Here is a 14,202-nt window from a genome sequence, read left to right as displayed (position 1 = left end):
CATAAAGAGGCTTTCATATTTTACAATTCTTTAAAAATCGTATGCATCAATCGTTTTTTATCGTTGATACTTTCTTCTAAAGAAATCATGGTTTCAGTTCTGTACACACCTTCGATATCATCAATCATGAAGATAACCTCTTTAGCATGTTTAGTATCTTTAGCTCTAATTTTACAGAAAATATTAAACTTTCCCGTAGTTACGTGAGCAACTGTTACGAATGGAATTTGATTAATACGCTCTAAAACGAATTTAGTTTGCGACGTGTTATGTAAGAAAACTCCAACATAAGCAATGAAAGAGTAACCTAATTTTTCATAGTCTAATGTCAAAGAAGAACCTTGAATGATTCCTGCATCTTCCATTTTTTTCACCCTAACATGTACCGTTCCTGCAGAAATTAATAATTTTTTTGCAATATCTGTAAAAGGAACTCTCGTGTTATCAATCAACATGTCCAAAATTTGATGATCTACTTCATCTAAACGAAACTTACTCATAAGTGCTTATAATATTTGTTAAATTTTTGAGTTTTATTCAAATCTGAGGTAAATTTATCAAATAATTTTTACACCATTGTTAAATTCTGTTAAATTATTGATAAAAAAATCGGCTTTATCCTCTAATTTTGGAAAATATCTTCCTTTAGATTCAAACAAACCATTTGCGCAATCGTATTCTAAATGTCCTTTAAAATCCTGCAAATCATCTATTTTGACAATAGATGCTACAAATTTCAACTGACCATTCTGCACTACTTCAGTATATTGAGCAGCAAAGTTAATTATTTTTTCTTCACTATTATCAATAATTTTGACATTTTTATAAATAAAATCATAAAAACATTTATTATTTTGAGGAATCTTCAAATAATTATTCAATTCTTTATTAACTATAACGTTTTCGTAACTCGCATCAAATGAACTCAAAAGCGAAATAAAAACATATTTTCTTACAACATCTCTATCATAATCATCTTCATAGTGTCCAGCTTCAAATAAAATAGTTGGTGTATTTTGTGTTGTAAAATAATCACCCGTACAATTTATATTATAACCATCATCAAAACGGCCAATTTGATTTGGAATATAAAGTTGTAACGCAATATTCATCTTGTTTATTATATGAATTGCTTTTAATCGAACATCATTATATTCTCTTTCTTCATTATAAGCTGGCGATAAAAAAGAAATAGTTGCCGGCAAATTAAAACCTTCTGTACCAAAAATTGTTCTTTGATCATGCAGATTATAACAATAATCTGGCTGAAAACTCTTGTAAACACTATGCAAGACTTGCATTTCTGGTTGAGTAGCATTAAAAGCATCTCTGTTTAAATCTACTTTATTCGCATTTTCTCTTGTATATAAGAAAGCGCCGTCTGGATTCAACATAGGAATACATAATAAGGTGTATTCGCTTTTAATGCGATTTGCAATTTCACTATCCGATTGTAAGAAATTAAAGAAATCAAACAATCCTTTTGTAGTAGTCGATTCGTTTCCATGCATTTGCGACCACATCAAAATTTTTGTTTTTCCCGTTCCAATTTTAACCTGATGAATCACTCTTTCTTGAACCGATTTACCTATTTCTGTAATTTCAAAATATGGATTTAACGATTTCAAAACAGGTAAAATAGTTTCTAAATGAATATACTTTCCTTTGAGTTTAGGTTCTAAATATTGAGTTGCTAATTGTAAATAATCCATGGCTTTATTTTGATTTACAAATGTAAACAACTTTAATTTTACATTTGTAAACACTATAAATTATTATATGATTTACTTTTGTAAACGGTTTTAACAGCCATCATTATTAATCCAAATTGCATTAATTCACAATATTAATCATATAAACAAAGTTCAGTTTTATTATTTGTAAATCAATAAGTTATAACTTATTAAATAAAGTAAAACATTAACAATAAAACCGCTATTTACATCTGTAAACTTGTATATCTCTATTGCTTTGTTTACATTTGTAACTCTATAATTCTAAATAACTATTTACAATGGTAAACATTGATGATTTTATTAAACGGTTAGAAATTATACTCGATTATTATAATTTATCGGCTTCTGCTTTTGCGGATAAAATAAATGTACAGCGATCGAGTTTGTCTCACCTACTCTCTGGCAGAAACAAACCTAGCTTAGATTTTATCATAAAAGTAATTGAGGTTTTTCCGGAAGTAGATTTGTATTGGATTTTAAATGGTAAAGGAAATTTTCCAAAATCAGAAAATGCAACTCAGACAGTTTTAGAAGAAGAAACAAAACCCTCTTCATTATCATTTATAGAAACAACTAATTCTGAACCTGATTTATTTTCGACCGTAGAGAAAGGAACTAGCCCTACTCTTTCAGAACGTAATCCTGTAGAATCGATTAAGACAGAAAATAATTCTCACGAAGAAATTGAGCGTATTGTAGTATTTTTTAAAAATGGAACTTTCAAAAACTATAAGCCATAAAAAAAACTCTGAATTTCTCCAGAGTTTTTAAATAATTAAATAACAAACCTTTATCTTCTGTGTAAATAAACAGCAGTTACTCCTGCTTCTGTTCTACTCATTTGAGGTATTGCATCAGCTGACATTGTTGGGAAAGCAAATTTTAAAACTTGTCCGCCACCATTCAAACGTTCCGCTACAAAAATAGCATTCGTCACATGGTCGTAAGCAACATCGACAGGGTTTCCTAACATAGAATTAGGTCCGTACACTCTAATTTGATTGTTCATAGCAATTGTTCCCAAATTATTCGTCATGTTTAGTACAGAAGTAAAGTTATTAATAACCACTAAACCACCGTCGGTTGCACTTGAAGCTAAACCTACATCAGACAACACCATTACATTATCTTGGGGAGAATAAGTAATTCCGTGTGTTCTAACTAAACCTTCAATTGTAACTCTTTTTGAAGCCGAAATTGCTCCTGTAGCATTAGAAAAGAAATTATTGTAAACCACTAAATCGCTTGTATTATCAGCAATTGCGTACATCGTAGTTCCGTCTAAATGAATTCCCCAAAGTTTAATATCAACTGTATAGGTGTTTAAAAGCGTAAATCCAGATGTATTTCTTTGGTACACATAAAATTTACTGATATTACTATTTCCAGCATTTTGGTCTTGTGCAACAACTACTTTATCTCCTGAAACAGCTATTTCACGAGCATTTGTAAAATCTGTTGAAGATGAAAAAGATAAATCTAAAGTTGTGGCTGAAGAAATAATAGCATTTCTCAATCCATTATAAGCTTCTACTCTATTATTTGTTCTTGAAGCTAACACGATTTGGTCTTTGAATACATCATAATAAACTCCATCAGCATCGGTAGAGCTTATTGAAAAACTTTTTGCTGTTGGGGTTGTTGCTAATAAATCGGTAAACGAAATTTGTCCCGAAGTATTACTTGTGGTTATCAATTTTAATTCCTGAGCCGGAGTTGGAGTTTGGTCAATTGGTTCTGGTTCTGGAGTAACCATTGAAGAGTCGTCATCATTACAAGAAGTAAATAAAACAGCTACTAAAGCTAGAGGTAAAAATAGTTTTTTCATTTGTTAAAAGTTTTGATTTCTTCTATCTACGAAAAACTATGTTACTTGGTTTTATTTTAAATGACTTTTTTTATCTTTTTGAAAATGAATCAAACAATCAATTATTCCTTTGGAACATAACTTAGTTCTGGAACTTTCCCTATAACTCCTTTATAATACGATTCTAAAAATTTAATATCAGCCTCAATATTTCCTGTTGGATAAAATGGTTCGTGATAAACCACTTCTTTTCTTCCGTAATCAAAAGCTACGGGAACAATAGGTACATTTGCTTTTAGAGCCATGTAATAGAAACCTGTTTTCCATTCGGATACTTTTTTTCGAGTACCTTCGGGAGCGATTGCTAACCTAAAAACTTCTTTTTCTTGAAATATTTTAGCAATTGTATCTACTTTATTTTCGTTTTTTTGGCGATTTAAAGGTGTTCCACCTGTCCAAGTGAAAAAATAATTAAATGGAAATACGAATAATTCTTTTTTAGCCACGTAATTTATTTCGATATTTAGAATGCCTCGAGAAAAAATTCCAAGGAAAAAATCCCACCAACTCGTGTGTGGAACCGCAATAATCACACATTTTTTAACTATTGGCGTTATGGTTCCAACCACTTTCCAACCAAAAATTTTGCAGAAAATAAATTTGTATATAATTTGTTTCATGGGATAGATTTTGATACAAAAATAAAATTATATTTACGATTACAAACAAAGTTACATGATTAAGCGCTTATTGAGTTTTTTACTTCCTATAAAAATTCATCAAAAGAAATCGGTTTATAGTAAAAATCTGGAAGTTACCTGGAATAACGGGTATTTAGTTTTGGATTCTGAAAACACTAATTATTCTTTTGGAAGTTTACAGCGTGTCTTAAAAAAAGGATTAAAATATATAGGTTACGAACGAATTAAAGGCTTTCAATCGGTTTTAGTTCTTGGAGTTGCTGGCGGAAGTGTTATTGAAACCCTAAAAAAAGAAGTGAAATTTGAAGGCAAAATTACAGGCGTAGAAATTGATGCAGCTGTTGTAGAATTAGCTACAAAATATTTTGGATTAGGAAATTACAACAACGTTTCAATCGTAATTGACGACGCTTTTGAGTTTGTTTTAAAGACCAAAGAAAAATATGATTTAATCATTATTGACATCTTTCAAGATACTTCAATGCCCAATTTTCTATTTGAAGATTTCTTTATAAATCGTATTAACTTTTTACTTAATGTAAATGGATTTATCTTATTTAATACTATGGTTTTAGATTATCAAGACAGAAGAAGAAATGCAACTTACAAAAGTAAATTTGAAAGCAATTATTCGGTGCGATTATATCCCAAAATAGAAGTTCACAACGAATTGTTTACTATAAAAAAACTACAATAACTTTCTAGCTTTTTCTAAATCTTCTGGCGTATCAATCCCTATACTTACGTGAGAAGTTTCTACCATTTTAATACGTTTTCCATATTCTAAGTAACGTAATTGCTCTAATTTTTCGGAAGCTTCTAACGATAACATGGGTAAACGGTAAAAATCCATCAAAGCTTCTTTTCTGAAAGCGTAAATCCCGATGTGTTTCATATAACGCACTCCGACATTTTCTTCTCTTGGAAATGGAATTACCGAACGAGAAAAGTACAAAGCAAAACCTTGTTGGTCTGTAATTACTTTTACGTTATTTGGATTATTAATCTCTTTTTTATCAGAAATTTGAAACATCAAAGAACCTAAATCGACTTTCTTTTCGGTATCGTTTTTAAAAACTTCGATTAATTCTTCTAAAGGTTTTTTATTGATAAAAGGTTCGTCACCTTGAACGTTAATTACAACATCAACATTCATATGTTCAACAGCTTCAGCAATTCTGTCGCTTCCACTTTCGTGTTCTTTTATCGACATGATGGCTTTTCCTCCATTCGAAATAATTTCATTATAAATTAAATCAGAATCGGTAACCACAAAAACATCATCAAATAAATTCGTAGAAATAGCTGCTTCATACGTTCTGAGAATTACAGTTTTGCCTCCTAAATCTTGCATTAATTTGGCAGGGAAACGTGTGGAAGCATATCGAGCGGGAATTACAGCTATTATTTTCATGTTTGATTTTGTTTGATTACAAAAGTATTAATTTTCGAAAAACTCATCCTTAAATCCGATTAAATATAATTTTTCTTCGGCACGCGTGATGGCGGTGTATAACCAGCGGACATAATCTACATCAATTCCGCTAGGTAAATATGGTTGTTCTACAAAAACCGTTTTCCATTGACCACCTTGCGATTTATGACACGTAATAGCATACGAAAATTTCACCTGAAGCGCATTGAAATAAGGGTTTTCTTTTACTTTCTGTAATTTTTTATATTGTTGGCGTTCTTCTTCATAATCCAACAACACTTCCTGATACAATTTATTCGATTCTTCATAAGTCAACGAAGGCGATTCACTCATAATCGTATCTAACATAATAACAGTGTCAAACGGAATTTGGTTTGGATAATCCACCATTCTGATTTTTACGGTGGCGAATTTGAATCCGTATAACTCTTGAATTTTTCTAATTTCTAGAATTTCGACAATATCGCCATTAGCAATAAATCCGGCTTCTGATTCTTCTTTTAGCCAGAAATAGTTGTTTTTCACCACCATTAAATAATCTCCCGTAGAAATTTCACTTTCTTTAGATAAAATAGAAGCTCTAATTTGTTGGTTATACTGATTCGCTCTTTTATTCGATCGCAAAATAAAAACGGTATCTTCAATACTATAATTATCATACGCTTGATGAATTGCATCTTGAATATCATAACCATCTTGCAAACGAACAATATCTTTAAATCCTTTCAATTTGAATTGGAACGTATCAATAAAATGCGAATGCAATAATTCTCTTAATTGAGTCGCATTATACAAAATTCCAGAATGCTCGGCTTGTCGCATGACTTCATCTAACTCAATATGATGTACATTTTTTTGATAATGAAGCGAAAGCGAATCAATATCCAAAGCAGGACTCACACTCATATTTACAGGTGGCAACTGAGCGGTATCTCCTATTAATAACAACTTGCAATTTTTTCCGGCATCCACATAAAAAAACAAATCATCTAACAAAGAACCATTTTCATATAATTTAGAATCTTGATTCGTATCGGAAATCATGGAAGATTCATCAACTATAAATAAGGTGTTTTTAAATTTATTTTGTTGTAAAGTAAAACTTACTCCGCCTGTTTTATTTTTTTTAGGGAAATAAATACGTTTGTGAATCGTAAAAGCTGGCTTTCCTGAGTAATTACTTATTACTTTTGCTGCTCTACCTGTTGGAGCAAGAAGCACAGCTTTCATATTAACATCTCCTAAATTATTAATTACGGTAGAAATTATTGTTGTTTTACCTGTTCCAGCATAACCTTTGAGTACAAAAATATCATCAGAAGTCGAGTTTAAAATAAAATCGGCTATTTTCTGAAAAAAAATATCCTGTTTTAGAGTTGGTTGATGAGGGAAATTATTTTGTAATAAATTGTAAAACAGCTTATATGTCATAAAAAATGATTTGGCCAATATTAATTTTTCAAATATACTGAATGATTTTTACAAGAAATTCTTTTGTGTAGAAAAAAAAATTGTAGATTTGCGTACCTATTTAACTAAAAATAAATTATTCAAATGTTAGAAATTGCTATTTATTTAGTCGTATTGATTGTTTTAATCTTTGCATTGGTTAAACTAATTGATAAATTTGTTACTCCAGGAAATAAAAAAGTATTCACTATTCTATTATGGGGAATTTCTTTTTTTCTTGTATATTTAATATACTCTTCAATTATGAAACCTATTGAGTTTCAAAATGAAAAAGAGGCTCGTTTTGAAGTTGCTGTTAAAACTATGTTAGACATTAAAAAACTTCAAACAGGTTACAAATCAGTACATGGAAAATATGCTGATACTTTTGATGAATTAGTAAAGTTTGTTGAAAATGGCGAATTTGAAATTATTTCAAGAAGAGATACTGCTGTAATTGATGCCGCTAAGAATGCTGCTTTTGGTATTAAAGTTGGTGCTGACGGAGTTGGTGGTTTCTTTAAAGACGAAGTAATTATTACAAAATTAGGAACTGTAAAAGTTAAAGACTCATTATTTAAAAATTCTGATCGTTATAAAAGACTTAACGTTGTTAAAGTTGGAAGTATTGAAGTGCCTGTATCAATGAAAACTGGTGTTGTTAGTAGAAACGACATGAATCTTTCTGTATTCCAAGCTATTATTGACAAAAATGCTTTATTAAAAGATTTAGATCAAGAATTAGTAAAACAAGAAAATAAAGTAGAATCTATTGACGAAATCAATGGTCCTCAAATTATTTTAGGTTCACTAGAAGAAGTAACTCTTACTGGAAACTGGCCAAAAAAATATGGTAATAACGAATAACGACATTACTCAAAAAACATATAAAAAGTTGTCCATTCAGGTTTCCTTGAGTGGACTTTCTTTTTGTGTCTTTGATTTACTATCAAACAAAGTAATAAATACTATGTCAATTCACTTTGAGAAAAGCAAAGTAATTGAAGAACAATTGTGGCGTACTTTTGTTGATTATCCTATTCTTACAAAATCATTTGATGAAGTAATGGTAATTCATGACAATAACTTAAATTCTTTTGTGCCTACTTCCCTATTTGATGCAAATTTTTTAGCAAGTTATTTACAATACAATACCAAAGTTTTTGAAACCGATTTTTTTACACACGATGTTATTTTTCCTTACGAAATGAATAATGTGTATGTTCCTTTCGTCAATATTAACAACTTCTTGTTAGACCAATACGAAACATTTGAATACCAAAATGCGAATTCTATTTTGGTAAAACAACTACTCGATTTGTCCAAAAACAAAGAAGAAAAACAAGTTTTTGTTCACATACAAAAAGAGCACTTTGAAATTGTTGTGGTAAAAAATCAACAATTATTACTTTTTAATTCGTTTCAATATAACACTCCAGAAGATTTTATTTATTTCATCTTATTTACTTGCGAACAATTGCAATTAAATCCAGAAACTATTTCAGTTCAACTTTTTGGAAATTGTTCTGAAAAGGATGCGTTTTATAAAATTGCTTTTAAATATATAAGAAACTGCACTTTGCTTGATGTTTCTAACAAAGCTTCAATCTTAGATGTTTCCTCTACCGAATTGCGAAATCACTTTATACTTTATCATTCATGAGAATTATCTCCGGAAAACACAAAGGGCGCCGTTTAGTAGCTCCAAAAAACTTACCTGTTCGTCCTACAACCGACATGTGTAAGGAATCTTTATTCAATATTTTGAATAATTACTTTAATTTTCATGGTTTAAAAGTTTTAGATTTATTCTCAGGAACTGGTAATATTAGTTACGAATTCGCTTCTCGAGGCGCTGGACCAATAACTAGTGTTGATGGCGATATGGGTTGTGTGAATTTCATAAAAAAAACGGCAACGGAATTAGATTTAGATATTAGCGTAATCAAAAGCGATGTTTTCAAATTTTTAGAAAAAAGTAAAGCAAATTATGATATCATTTTTGCTGATCCACCTTATGATTTGAGTCAGGAGAACTTTGAAAAAATCATTCAACTTATTTTTGAAAACGAACTTTTAGACGAAGAGGGAATGTTAATTGTAGAACATTCAAAACATACTAAATTAGATCATTTAACTAATTTTTCTTTTTCAAAAAATTATGGAGGTTCTGTGTTTTCTTTTTACGAATTTGAAAGCGACGAAGAAGAAGATTATGAAGAAGAAGACGAAGGTTAAAATCGTAATAAAATAAAAAAGCAGACCTATAAGCCGGATTCTGTCTCCGATAAATCGGAGCCTTATCATTTATCTAGATTACGCATTACTACGTAACTCAAGCTGCCTACCCTTCAACATCGGACGAGTCGCCCTTATTCTGATTTCTCAAAAACTGCTGATATACTTGGCATTTCACCGCATAGAGTTTACCTGGTTTCACTACAGCATTACCTGTACATACTTTCTGTTGCACTTGTCCTCACCTTTCGGCGGATGGGCGTTACCCACTATGCTACTCTTTGGTGTCCGGACTTTCCTACCATGTTTACACAAGGACGATAAGGCGGTCTGCGGTGCAAACTTACAACAAATTATATCGTTTTGAAGAAATTTTAATGGATAGTTTAACATAATCTTTTGCTTTTAAGAGCTAATATATTCGTAAATTTATAGGTCGCAAATTTTATAATACTTAATTCTCATGTCAACTATTTATCACTACGCTTCTGTCTCCGAAGCGCTTACAAAATTAAGAGAGAAAGGGTTTACATTTGATTTCAATCAAAATGAAGAAGATATTATTTTGCATCCCGAAAATTATACCATCAACCACATTTATCATTATGAAGGAAATTCAAATCCAGATGATGAAGCAACCGTTTATGGCATCGTTTCAAAATATGGATTAAAAGGCGTTTTTGTAACTGGAACTTCAGCTAATTCTTCTGATAAAAATGCTGAAACAATTGTTAAACTTTCTATTAAAGGTAAGCATTCCACAACACTTTAATTCAAAATCACCAAATTGTGAATAACTTTTATAAAGATTCGCTTCAATTTGGATTTCGGAATTTGCTTTTTGGAATTTCCCAAACTATATTTGTGTTTCAATAGAATTTATGGAACAATTTATCGTATCAGCTCGTAAATACCGTCCGCAAACATTTAAAGATGTTGTGGGCCAACAAGCTATTACCAATACTTTGTTGAATGCTATTGAAACTAATCACTTAGCGCAAGCCTTATTATTTACTGGACCTCGTGGTGTTGGAAAAACAACTTGTGCTCGTATTTTAGCTCGAAAAATCAATCAAGAAGGTTACGATGATCCGTATGAAGATTTTTCGTTTAATGTATTCGAATTAGATGCAGCTTCAAACAATGGTGTTGATGATATTAGAAGTATTATCGACCAAGTGAGAATACCTCCACAAACAGGAAAATACAAAGTATATATCATTGACGAGGTGCACATGCTTTCGCAAGCAGCTTTTAATGCTTTCCTGAAAACATTAGAAGAACCGCCTAAGCACGCCATTTTTATTTTGGCTACAACTGAAAAACATAAAATTATTCCAACGATTTTATCGCGTTGTCAAATTTTTGATTTCAAAAGAATTACGGTTAAAGATGCGAAAGAACATTTAGCCGAAATTGCAAAAGAACAAGGTGTTGCATACGAAGATGATGCATTACACATTATCGCTCAAAAAGCAGATGGTGCTATGCGTGATGCTTTGTCTATTTTTGACAGAGTAGTTTCATACTGTGGAAAAAACCTTACCAGACAAGCTGTTACCGAAAATTTAAACGTGTTAGACTTTGAATATTACATCAGAATCACCGATTTAATTTTAGAAAATAAAATTCCGGATTTATTAGTTGCTTACAATGATATTTTAGCAAAAGGTTTTGATGGACATCATTTTATTGCAGGTTTAGCATCGCATTTTAGAGATTTATTGGTTTGTAAAAACCCGGCAACTCTTCCTTTATTAGAAGCTGGCGAACAAGCGCAAGCTTTATATGCAGCGCAATCGCACAAAGCCATGCACGACTTTTTAATCAAAGGAATTGAATTGGCAAACGAATGCGATTTGAAATTTAAAGTCAGTCAAAATCAACGACTTTTAGTTGAACTTTGTTTGATGCAATTAGCCTCTATCACTTTTGATGGAGAAAAAAAAAAGTAGCTAAATTTATAATTCCGGCTACTTATTACAAGAACAACTCCTACTCTATTACTGAAGTTCCAACGATTAAAGCACAAATTCCAACAGAGGAATCAAAACCTGTTGTAGTTGCTGAAACCGTTGTAAAAGAACCTGAAGTTACAGAAATTCCTCAAGTTCAAAATGAAGTAGTTGCTCCAATTGTTCCTGAAATTCCAAAACCGGTTTTAACAAATTTAAATCCAACGGGAACTAAAGTTTCGGCACTTTCGTTAGCGAGTATTAAAGCTAAAAAAGACTTAGAAGCACAACAAAATCAGCATCAAAAGCACAAAGAAGAATTGCCTTCGGAGGTTTTTAACGAAACCGATATGTTGTTGCAATGGAATAAATTTGCTCAAAAAATGACGGATTCTGGAAAGCGTTTAATGGCAACTTATATGCAAATGAACGATCCAACCTTAAACGGAACCACCATTACTTTAGAACTTCCTAATCAAAGTACTAAAGAGGATTTTTTATCGGGTTGCCATGAATTAATAGGTTATTTAAGAGGAAAGTTACACAACCACGATATTACCATTGAAGTTGTTGTAAATGAAACTACCGAAAATAAATATGCCTTCACCCCACAAGAGAAATTTGAACGTTTAAAACAGATTAATCCAGCTTTAGACTTGTTGAGAAAGACGTTTGATTTGGATGTTTAGTTTATCAATTGTTTTATAAGTCTGACTTGGAGTAAACCTATGTTATACAGCATATTTTAACTAATAGTAATCATAGATGATTTTGAAATATCTCTGTCTAATTCACGTTTCAATTCAGTTGAATCTATATGATTAAAGACTAAAATATTATTCTTCATTAATTTTTGAATGTCATCTTTTCCTCTAATATTCAGGAGATTTATTAGTAATTGAGATTTAGACTTATCATTATGATGAATAATAACTATTTTTTTTATTCTTGAATTCAAATCATTGACAAAGTTAAAGATTTCATTAATATAATCTGAATCTGAACTATCGAGCGAATGACCAAAGAAGAAAAAAATATAATTTACATTTTTCTTTTTTTCAAATTCTGTAATAAATTCAAAGTCTGTATTGTTATTCAACTTTTGAAAATATTTTGTAAAAGGTAGAAAATAACGTTTGTCTAATTCTCCATCTGGAATTTCATTAATTCCTAATACTATTTGATTAGAAGAAGAATCGATTTTTCCATGTAAGAAATTGGTTTTTTGTGCATTTGCGTAAAATTTATCAAAAGTTGGTGTATAATTGAATGTATAATGTTTATTTATATTTGAAAATAATGTTTTACCAACTCTCTTTTTTTGATTAAAATAAAATGGAAAAACAAAAACTTCAAAATAATAATTGAATATTTTTTTGAAGTTATCTAATTCTTCAATCAATTCTTTAGTTATTTTATTTATATCAACATCAATAAAAAAGTCATATTTCCTAATAAGATAATTTTCATTAAATCTAATTTCATAATATTCATTTAAAGAAATTATATTAAATTTATTAAGCACTTGAATTATTTCAACATTATTATTAAATAACTTTGAATTAAAATTTACAGTATCTTTATTAATTGAACCTTTAGAAAATAAATTATCTTTAAGATATTTAACTGATGAAAATAAAATCTTTAATACATATTCAATTTTATTCTCAAAATCAATCCAAGTATCGATTTCAAATTCATTTTTAAAGAATTGAAACCACAAATTAGATTTAATTTCTCCTTTTAAAATTTCAATTTTATCAAAATTAAAATCAAAAGATTTATAATTTTCAGTTATCTGATTATAATTAATACTCTTTCTGTATATTGTTTCATAATCTAATTCTCCATATTCATTCAATGAATTTAATATATTAATAAAATCACTATAAGAAGTAGGTAAGCCTAAACTTAAATCAAATCCATTTCCGGTAATTAAAATCTTTGGCATAGTCTTTTTTTAATATTGAATAACTAAATCAATTTTATTAAATCTTCCCATAATACATCGCTTTCACGATACCATCAGATAATCCAATTTTTGGAACATAAATATGTCGGGCTCCGCTCCATTTCATGGCGTTAAGATAAATTCTTGTAGCTGGGATAATTACATCGGCGCGGTCTGGGTTTAAACCTATTTCGGCGATTCTTTGTTCGTAGGTCATGCTGTTCAGTTTTTGATATTGCGAACTTACATATACATACGAAAGCGGTTTATCTTGTTGCTTTTCAGATAATTTGAACAATTTATTGATATTTCCACCGGAACCAATTAGTGTGATGTCTTCAAAAGGTTCGGTGTTGGTTTTAATCCATTTTTCAATTTCTTGCCAAACGACATCGTTTACCATGTTGTTCAATAAACGAACTGTTCCGTTTTTAAATGATTTAGATGCGATGATTTTCCCTTCGTAGAATAAAGAAAATTCGGTACTTCCACCACCAACATCTACATATAAGTACGCTTTATCGGAAGTTATAAATTGTTTTAAGTCGGAAGCCGCAATAATAGCTGCTTCTTTTTTACCATCAATAATATCAATTTTAATATCGGCTTTTTTCTTGATGATTTCGGCAACTTCTTTTCCATTATACGCTTCTCGCATGGCTGAAGTAGCACAAGCACGATATTGTTCTACTTTGTGAACTTTCATTAATAATTTAAAAGCTTTCATGGCATCAACCATTCGGTCAATATTTTCTTCCGAAATTTCGCCAACCGTAAACGCATCTTGACCCAAACGAATTGGAACACGAACTAAAGAACTTTTGTTGAATTGAGGAGCGCAACCTTCTTGCTCTACGATATTAGTTACCAACAACCTCATGGCATTGGAACCGATATCGATAGCTGCATATTTTTTTATTGTAATCATTT

General features: G+C 30.4%; 16 protein-coding genes and 1 other RNA gene. 8 read left to right on the top strand and 9 right to left on the bottom strand.

The annotated features are described in order from the left end of the window. Positions 1–20: 20 nt before the first annotated feature. Both B0I03_RS02175 and B0I03_RS02170 read right to left on the bottom strand, forming a co-directional pair. Positions 21–500 (bottom strand): Lrp/AsnC family transcriptional regulator, encoded by a 480-nt coding sequence (locus tag B0I03_RS02175; protein WP_026726210.1) that lies wholly within the window; start codon positions 498–500, stop codon positions 21–23. 57 nt (positions 501–557) lie between these two features. Then, positions 558–1,712 (bottom strand): M14 family metallopeptidase, encoded by a 1,155-nt coding sequence (locus tag B0I03_RS02170; RefSeq protein WP_111565826.1) that lies wholly within the window; start codon positions 1,710–1,712, stop codon positions 558–560. A 302-nt stretch (positions 1,713–2,014) separates the two neighbouring features. Between B0I03_RS02170 and B0I03_RS02165 the strand changes: the two genes are divergently transcribed. Continuing rightward, positions 2,015–2,476: a helix-turn-helix domain-containing protein gene (locus B0I03_RS02165; protein WP_111565825.1), complete on the top strand. Its 462-nt coding sequence runs from the start codon at positions 2,015–2,017 to the stop codon at positions 2,474–2,476. A gap of 50 nt (positions 2,477–2,526) precedes the next feature. Here the strand turns inward: B0I03_RS02165 and B0I03_RS02160 are convergent, their stop codons facing one another. Together B0I03_RS02160 and B0I03_RS02155 are read right to left on the bottom strand one after the other, a co-directional pair. Continuing rightward, positions 2,527–3,564, bottom strand: coding sequence for a hypothetical protein (locus B0I03_RS02160; RefSeq protein ID WP_111565824.1), 1,038 nt, complete (start codon positions 3,562–3,564; stop codon positions 2,527–2,529). A 101-nt stretch (positions 3,565–3,665) separates the two neighbouring features. Further along, complete coding sequence (locus B0I03_RS02155; protein WP_111565823.1) at positions 3,666–4,223, bottom strand: 1-acyl-sn-glycerol-3-phosphate acyltransferase; 558 nt, start codon at positions 4,221–4,223, stop codon at positions 3,666–3,668. Between the two features lie 55 nt (positions 4,224–4,278). On the opposite strand from B0I03_RS02155, the gene B0I03_RS02150 reads away from it, so the two are divergent. Then, positions 4,279–4,941, top strand: a complete 663-nt coding sequence (locus B0I03_RS02150) for a spermidine synthase (RefSeq protein WP_111565822.1) — start codon at positions 4,279–4,281, stop codon at positions 4,939–4,941. On the opposite strand, the gene kdsB is transcribed toward B0I03_RS02150, so the two are convergent. Together kdsB and B0I03_RS02140 are read right to left on the bottom strand one after the other, a co-directional pair. Further along, on the bottom strand, positions 4,933–5,658 hold the full coding sequence (gene kdsB / locus B0I03_RS02145; protein ID WP_111565821.1) for a 3-deoxy-manno-octulosonate cytidylyltransferase: 726 nt from the start codon (positions 5,656–5,658) through the stop codon (positions 4,933–4,935). The genes B0I03_RS02150 and kdsB overlap by 9 nt on opposite strands. A 27-nt stretch (positions 5,659–5,685) precedes the next feature. Beyond that, entirely contained in the window at positions 5,686–7,110 is a 1,425-nt protein-coding gene (locus B0I03_RS02140) for an ATP-dependent DNA helicase (RefSeq protein ID WP_111565820.1), read from the bottom strand. A 123-nt stretch (positions 7,111–7,233) separates the two neighbouring features. On the opposite strand from B0I03_RS02140, the gene B0I03_RS02135 reads away from it, so the two are divergent. From B0I03_RS02135 to rsmD, 3 genes are read left to right on the top strand one after another with little or no spacing between them, the layout of a single operon-like run. After that, positions 7,234–7,995, top strand: coding sequence for a hypothetical protein (locus tag B0I03_RS02135; protein ID WP_111565819.1), 762 nt, complete (start codon positions 7,234–7,236; stop codon positions 7,993–7,995). Next, positions 7,979–8,791 (top strand): DUF3822 family protein, encoded by an 813-nt coding sequence (locus B0I03_RS02130; protein WP_111565818.1) that lies wholly within the window; start codon positions 7,979–7,981, stop codon positions 8,789–8,791. The genes B0I03_RS02135 and B0I03_RS02130 overlap by 17 nt, the downstream gene beginning before the upstream one ends. Further along, entirely contained in the window at positions 8,788–9,366 is a 579-nt protein-coding gene (gene rsmD / locus B0I03_RS02125; protein WP_111565817.1) for a 16S rRNA (guanine(966)-N(2))-methyltransferase RsmD, read from the top strand. The genes B0I03_RS02130 and rsmD overlap by 4 nt, the downstream gene beginning before the upstream one ends. Before the next feature lie 13 nt (positions 9,367–9,379). Here rsmD and rnpB read toward each other — a convergent pair. After that, an RNA gene (rnpB, locus tag B0I03_RS02120) (RNase P RNA component class A) lies at positions 9,380–9,703 on the bottom strand. A gap of 126 nt (positions 9,704–9,829) precedes the next feature. Here rnpB and B0I03_RS02115 point away from each other — a divergent pair. The 3 genes from B0I03_RS02115 to B0I03_RS13265 all read left to right on the top strand — a co-directional run bounded on the left by B0I03_RS02115 (position 9,830) and on the right by B0I03_RS13265 (position 12,010). Further along, entirely contained in the window at positions 9,830–10,138 is a 309-nt protein-coding gene (locus tag B0I03_RS02115; protein ID WP_111565816.1) for a hypothetical protein, read from the top strand. A 109-nt stretch (positions 10,139–10,247) separates the two neighbouring features. Continuing rightward, complete coding sequence (gene dnaX / locus B0I03_RS02110) at positions 10,248–11,321, top strand: DNA polymerase III subunit gamma/tau (protein ID WP_111565815.1); 1,074 nt, start codon at positions 10,248–10,250, stop codon at positions 11,319–11,321. A gap of 320 nt (positions 11,322–11,641) precedes the next feature. Next, complete coding sequence (locus B0I03_RS13265) at positions 11,642–12,010, top strand: DNA polymerase III (RefSeq protein WP_245902913.1); 369 nt, start codon at positions 11,642–11,644, stop codon at positions 12,008–12,010. 56 nt (positions 12,011–12,066) lie between these two features. On the opposite strand, the gene B0I03_RS02100 is transcribed toward B0I03_RS13265, so the two are convergent. Further along, the gene (locus B0I03_RS02100; protein WP_111565813.1) at positions 12,067–13,272 is read right to left on the bottom strand and encodes an AbiH family protein; all 1,206 of its coding nucleotides are present in this window, start codon (positions 13,270–13,272) and stop codon (positions 12,067–12,069) included. 37 nt (positions 13,273–13,309) lie between these two features. Beyond that, positions 13,310–14,200, bottom strand: a complete 891-nt coding sequence (locus B0I03_RS02095) for a Ppx/GppA phosphatase family protein (protein WP_111565812.1) — start codon at positions 14,198–14,200, stop codon at positions 13,310–13,312. Between the last annotated feature and the right edge of the window lie 2 nt (positions 14,201–14,202).

Origin of the sequence: Flavobacterium aquaticum, assembly GCF_003259835.1 — a bacterium.
Classification (GTDB): Bacteria; Bacteroidota; Bacteroidia; order Flavobacteriales; family Flavobacteriaceae; genus Flavobacterium; species Flavobacterium aquaticum.
Note: the sequence above shows the minus strand (reverse complement) of the source record. Positions and strands in the feature narration are given on the sequence as shown.

Bases quoted from the DNA above. Each gene is read 5' to 3' on its own strand.
- dnaX (WP_111565815.1), top strand. From the start codon at position 10,248: ATGGAACAATTTATCGTATCAGCTCGTAAATACCGTCCGCAAACATTT.
- B0I03_RS02115 (WP_111565816.1), top strand. From the start codon at position 9,830: ATGTCAACTATTTATCACTACGCTTCTGTCTCCGAAGCGCTTACAAAA.
- B0I03_RS02175 (WP_026726210.1), bottom strand. From the start codon at position 500: ATGAGTAAGTTTCGTTTAGATGAAGTAGATCATCAAATTTTGGACATG.
- rsmD (WP_111565817.1), top strand. From the start codon at position 8,788: ATGAGAATTATCTCCGGAAAACACAAAGGGCGCCGTTTAGTAGCTCCA.
- B0I03_RS02155 (WP_111565823.1), bottom strand. From the start codon at position 4,223: ATGAAACAAATTATATACAAATTTATTTTCTGCAAAATTTTTGGTTGG.
- B0I03_RS02100 (WP_111565813.1), bottom strand. From the start codon at position 13,272: ATGCCAAAGATTTTAATTACCGGAAATGGATTTGATTTAAGTTTAGGC.
- B0I03_RS02095 (WP_111565812.1), bottom strand. From the start codon at position 14,200: ATGATTACAATAAAAAAATATGCAGCTATCGATATCGGTTCCAATGCC.
- B0I03_RS02135 (WP_111565819.1), top strand. From the start codon at position 7,234: ATGTTAGAAATTGCTATTTATTTAGTCGTATTGATTGTTTTAATCTTT.
- B0I03_RS02140 (WP_111565820.1), bottom strand. From the start codon at position 7,110: ATGACATATAAGCTGTTTTACAATTTATTACAAAATAATTTCCCTCAT.
- B0I03_RS02150 (WP_111565822.1), top strand. From the start codon at position 4,279: ATGATTAAGCGCTTATTGAGTTTTTTACTTCCTATAAAAATTCATCAA.
- B0I03_RS02165 (WP_111565825.1), top strand. From the start codon at position 2,015: ATGGTAAACATTGATGATTTTATTAAACGGTTAGAAATTATACTCGAT.
- B0I03_RS02130 (WP_111565818.1), top strand. From the start codon at position 7,979: ATGGTAATAACGAATAACGACATTACTCAAAAAACATATAAAAAGTTG.
- B0I03_RS02170 (WP_111565826.1), bottom strand. From the start codon at position 1,712: ATGGATTATTTACAATTAGCAACTCAATATTTAGAACCTAAACTCAAA.
- kdsB (WP_111565821.1), bottom strand. From the start codon at position 5,658: ATGAAAATAATAGCTGTAATTCCCGCTCGATATGCTTCCACACGTTTC.
- B0I03_RS02160 (WP_111565824.1), bottom strand. From the start codon at position 3,564: ATGAAAAAACTATTTTTACCTCTAGCTTTAGTAGCTGTTTTATTTACT.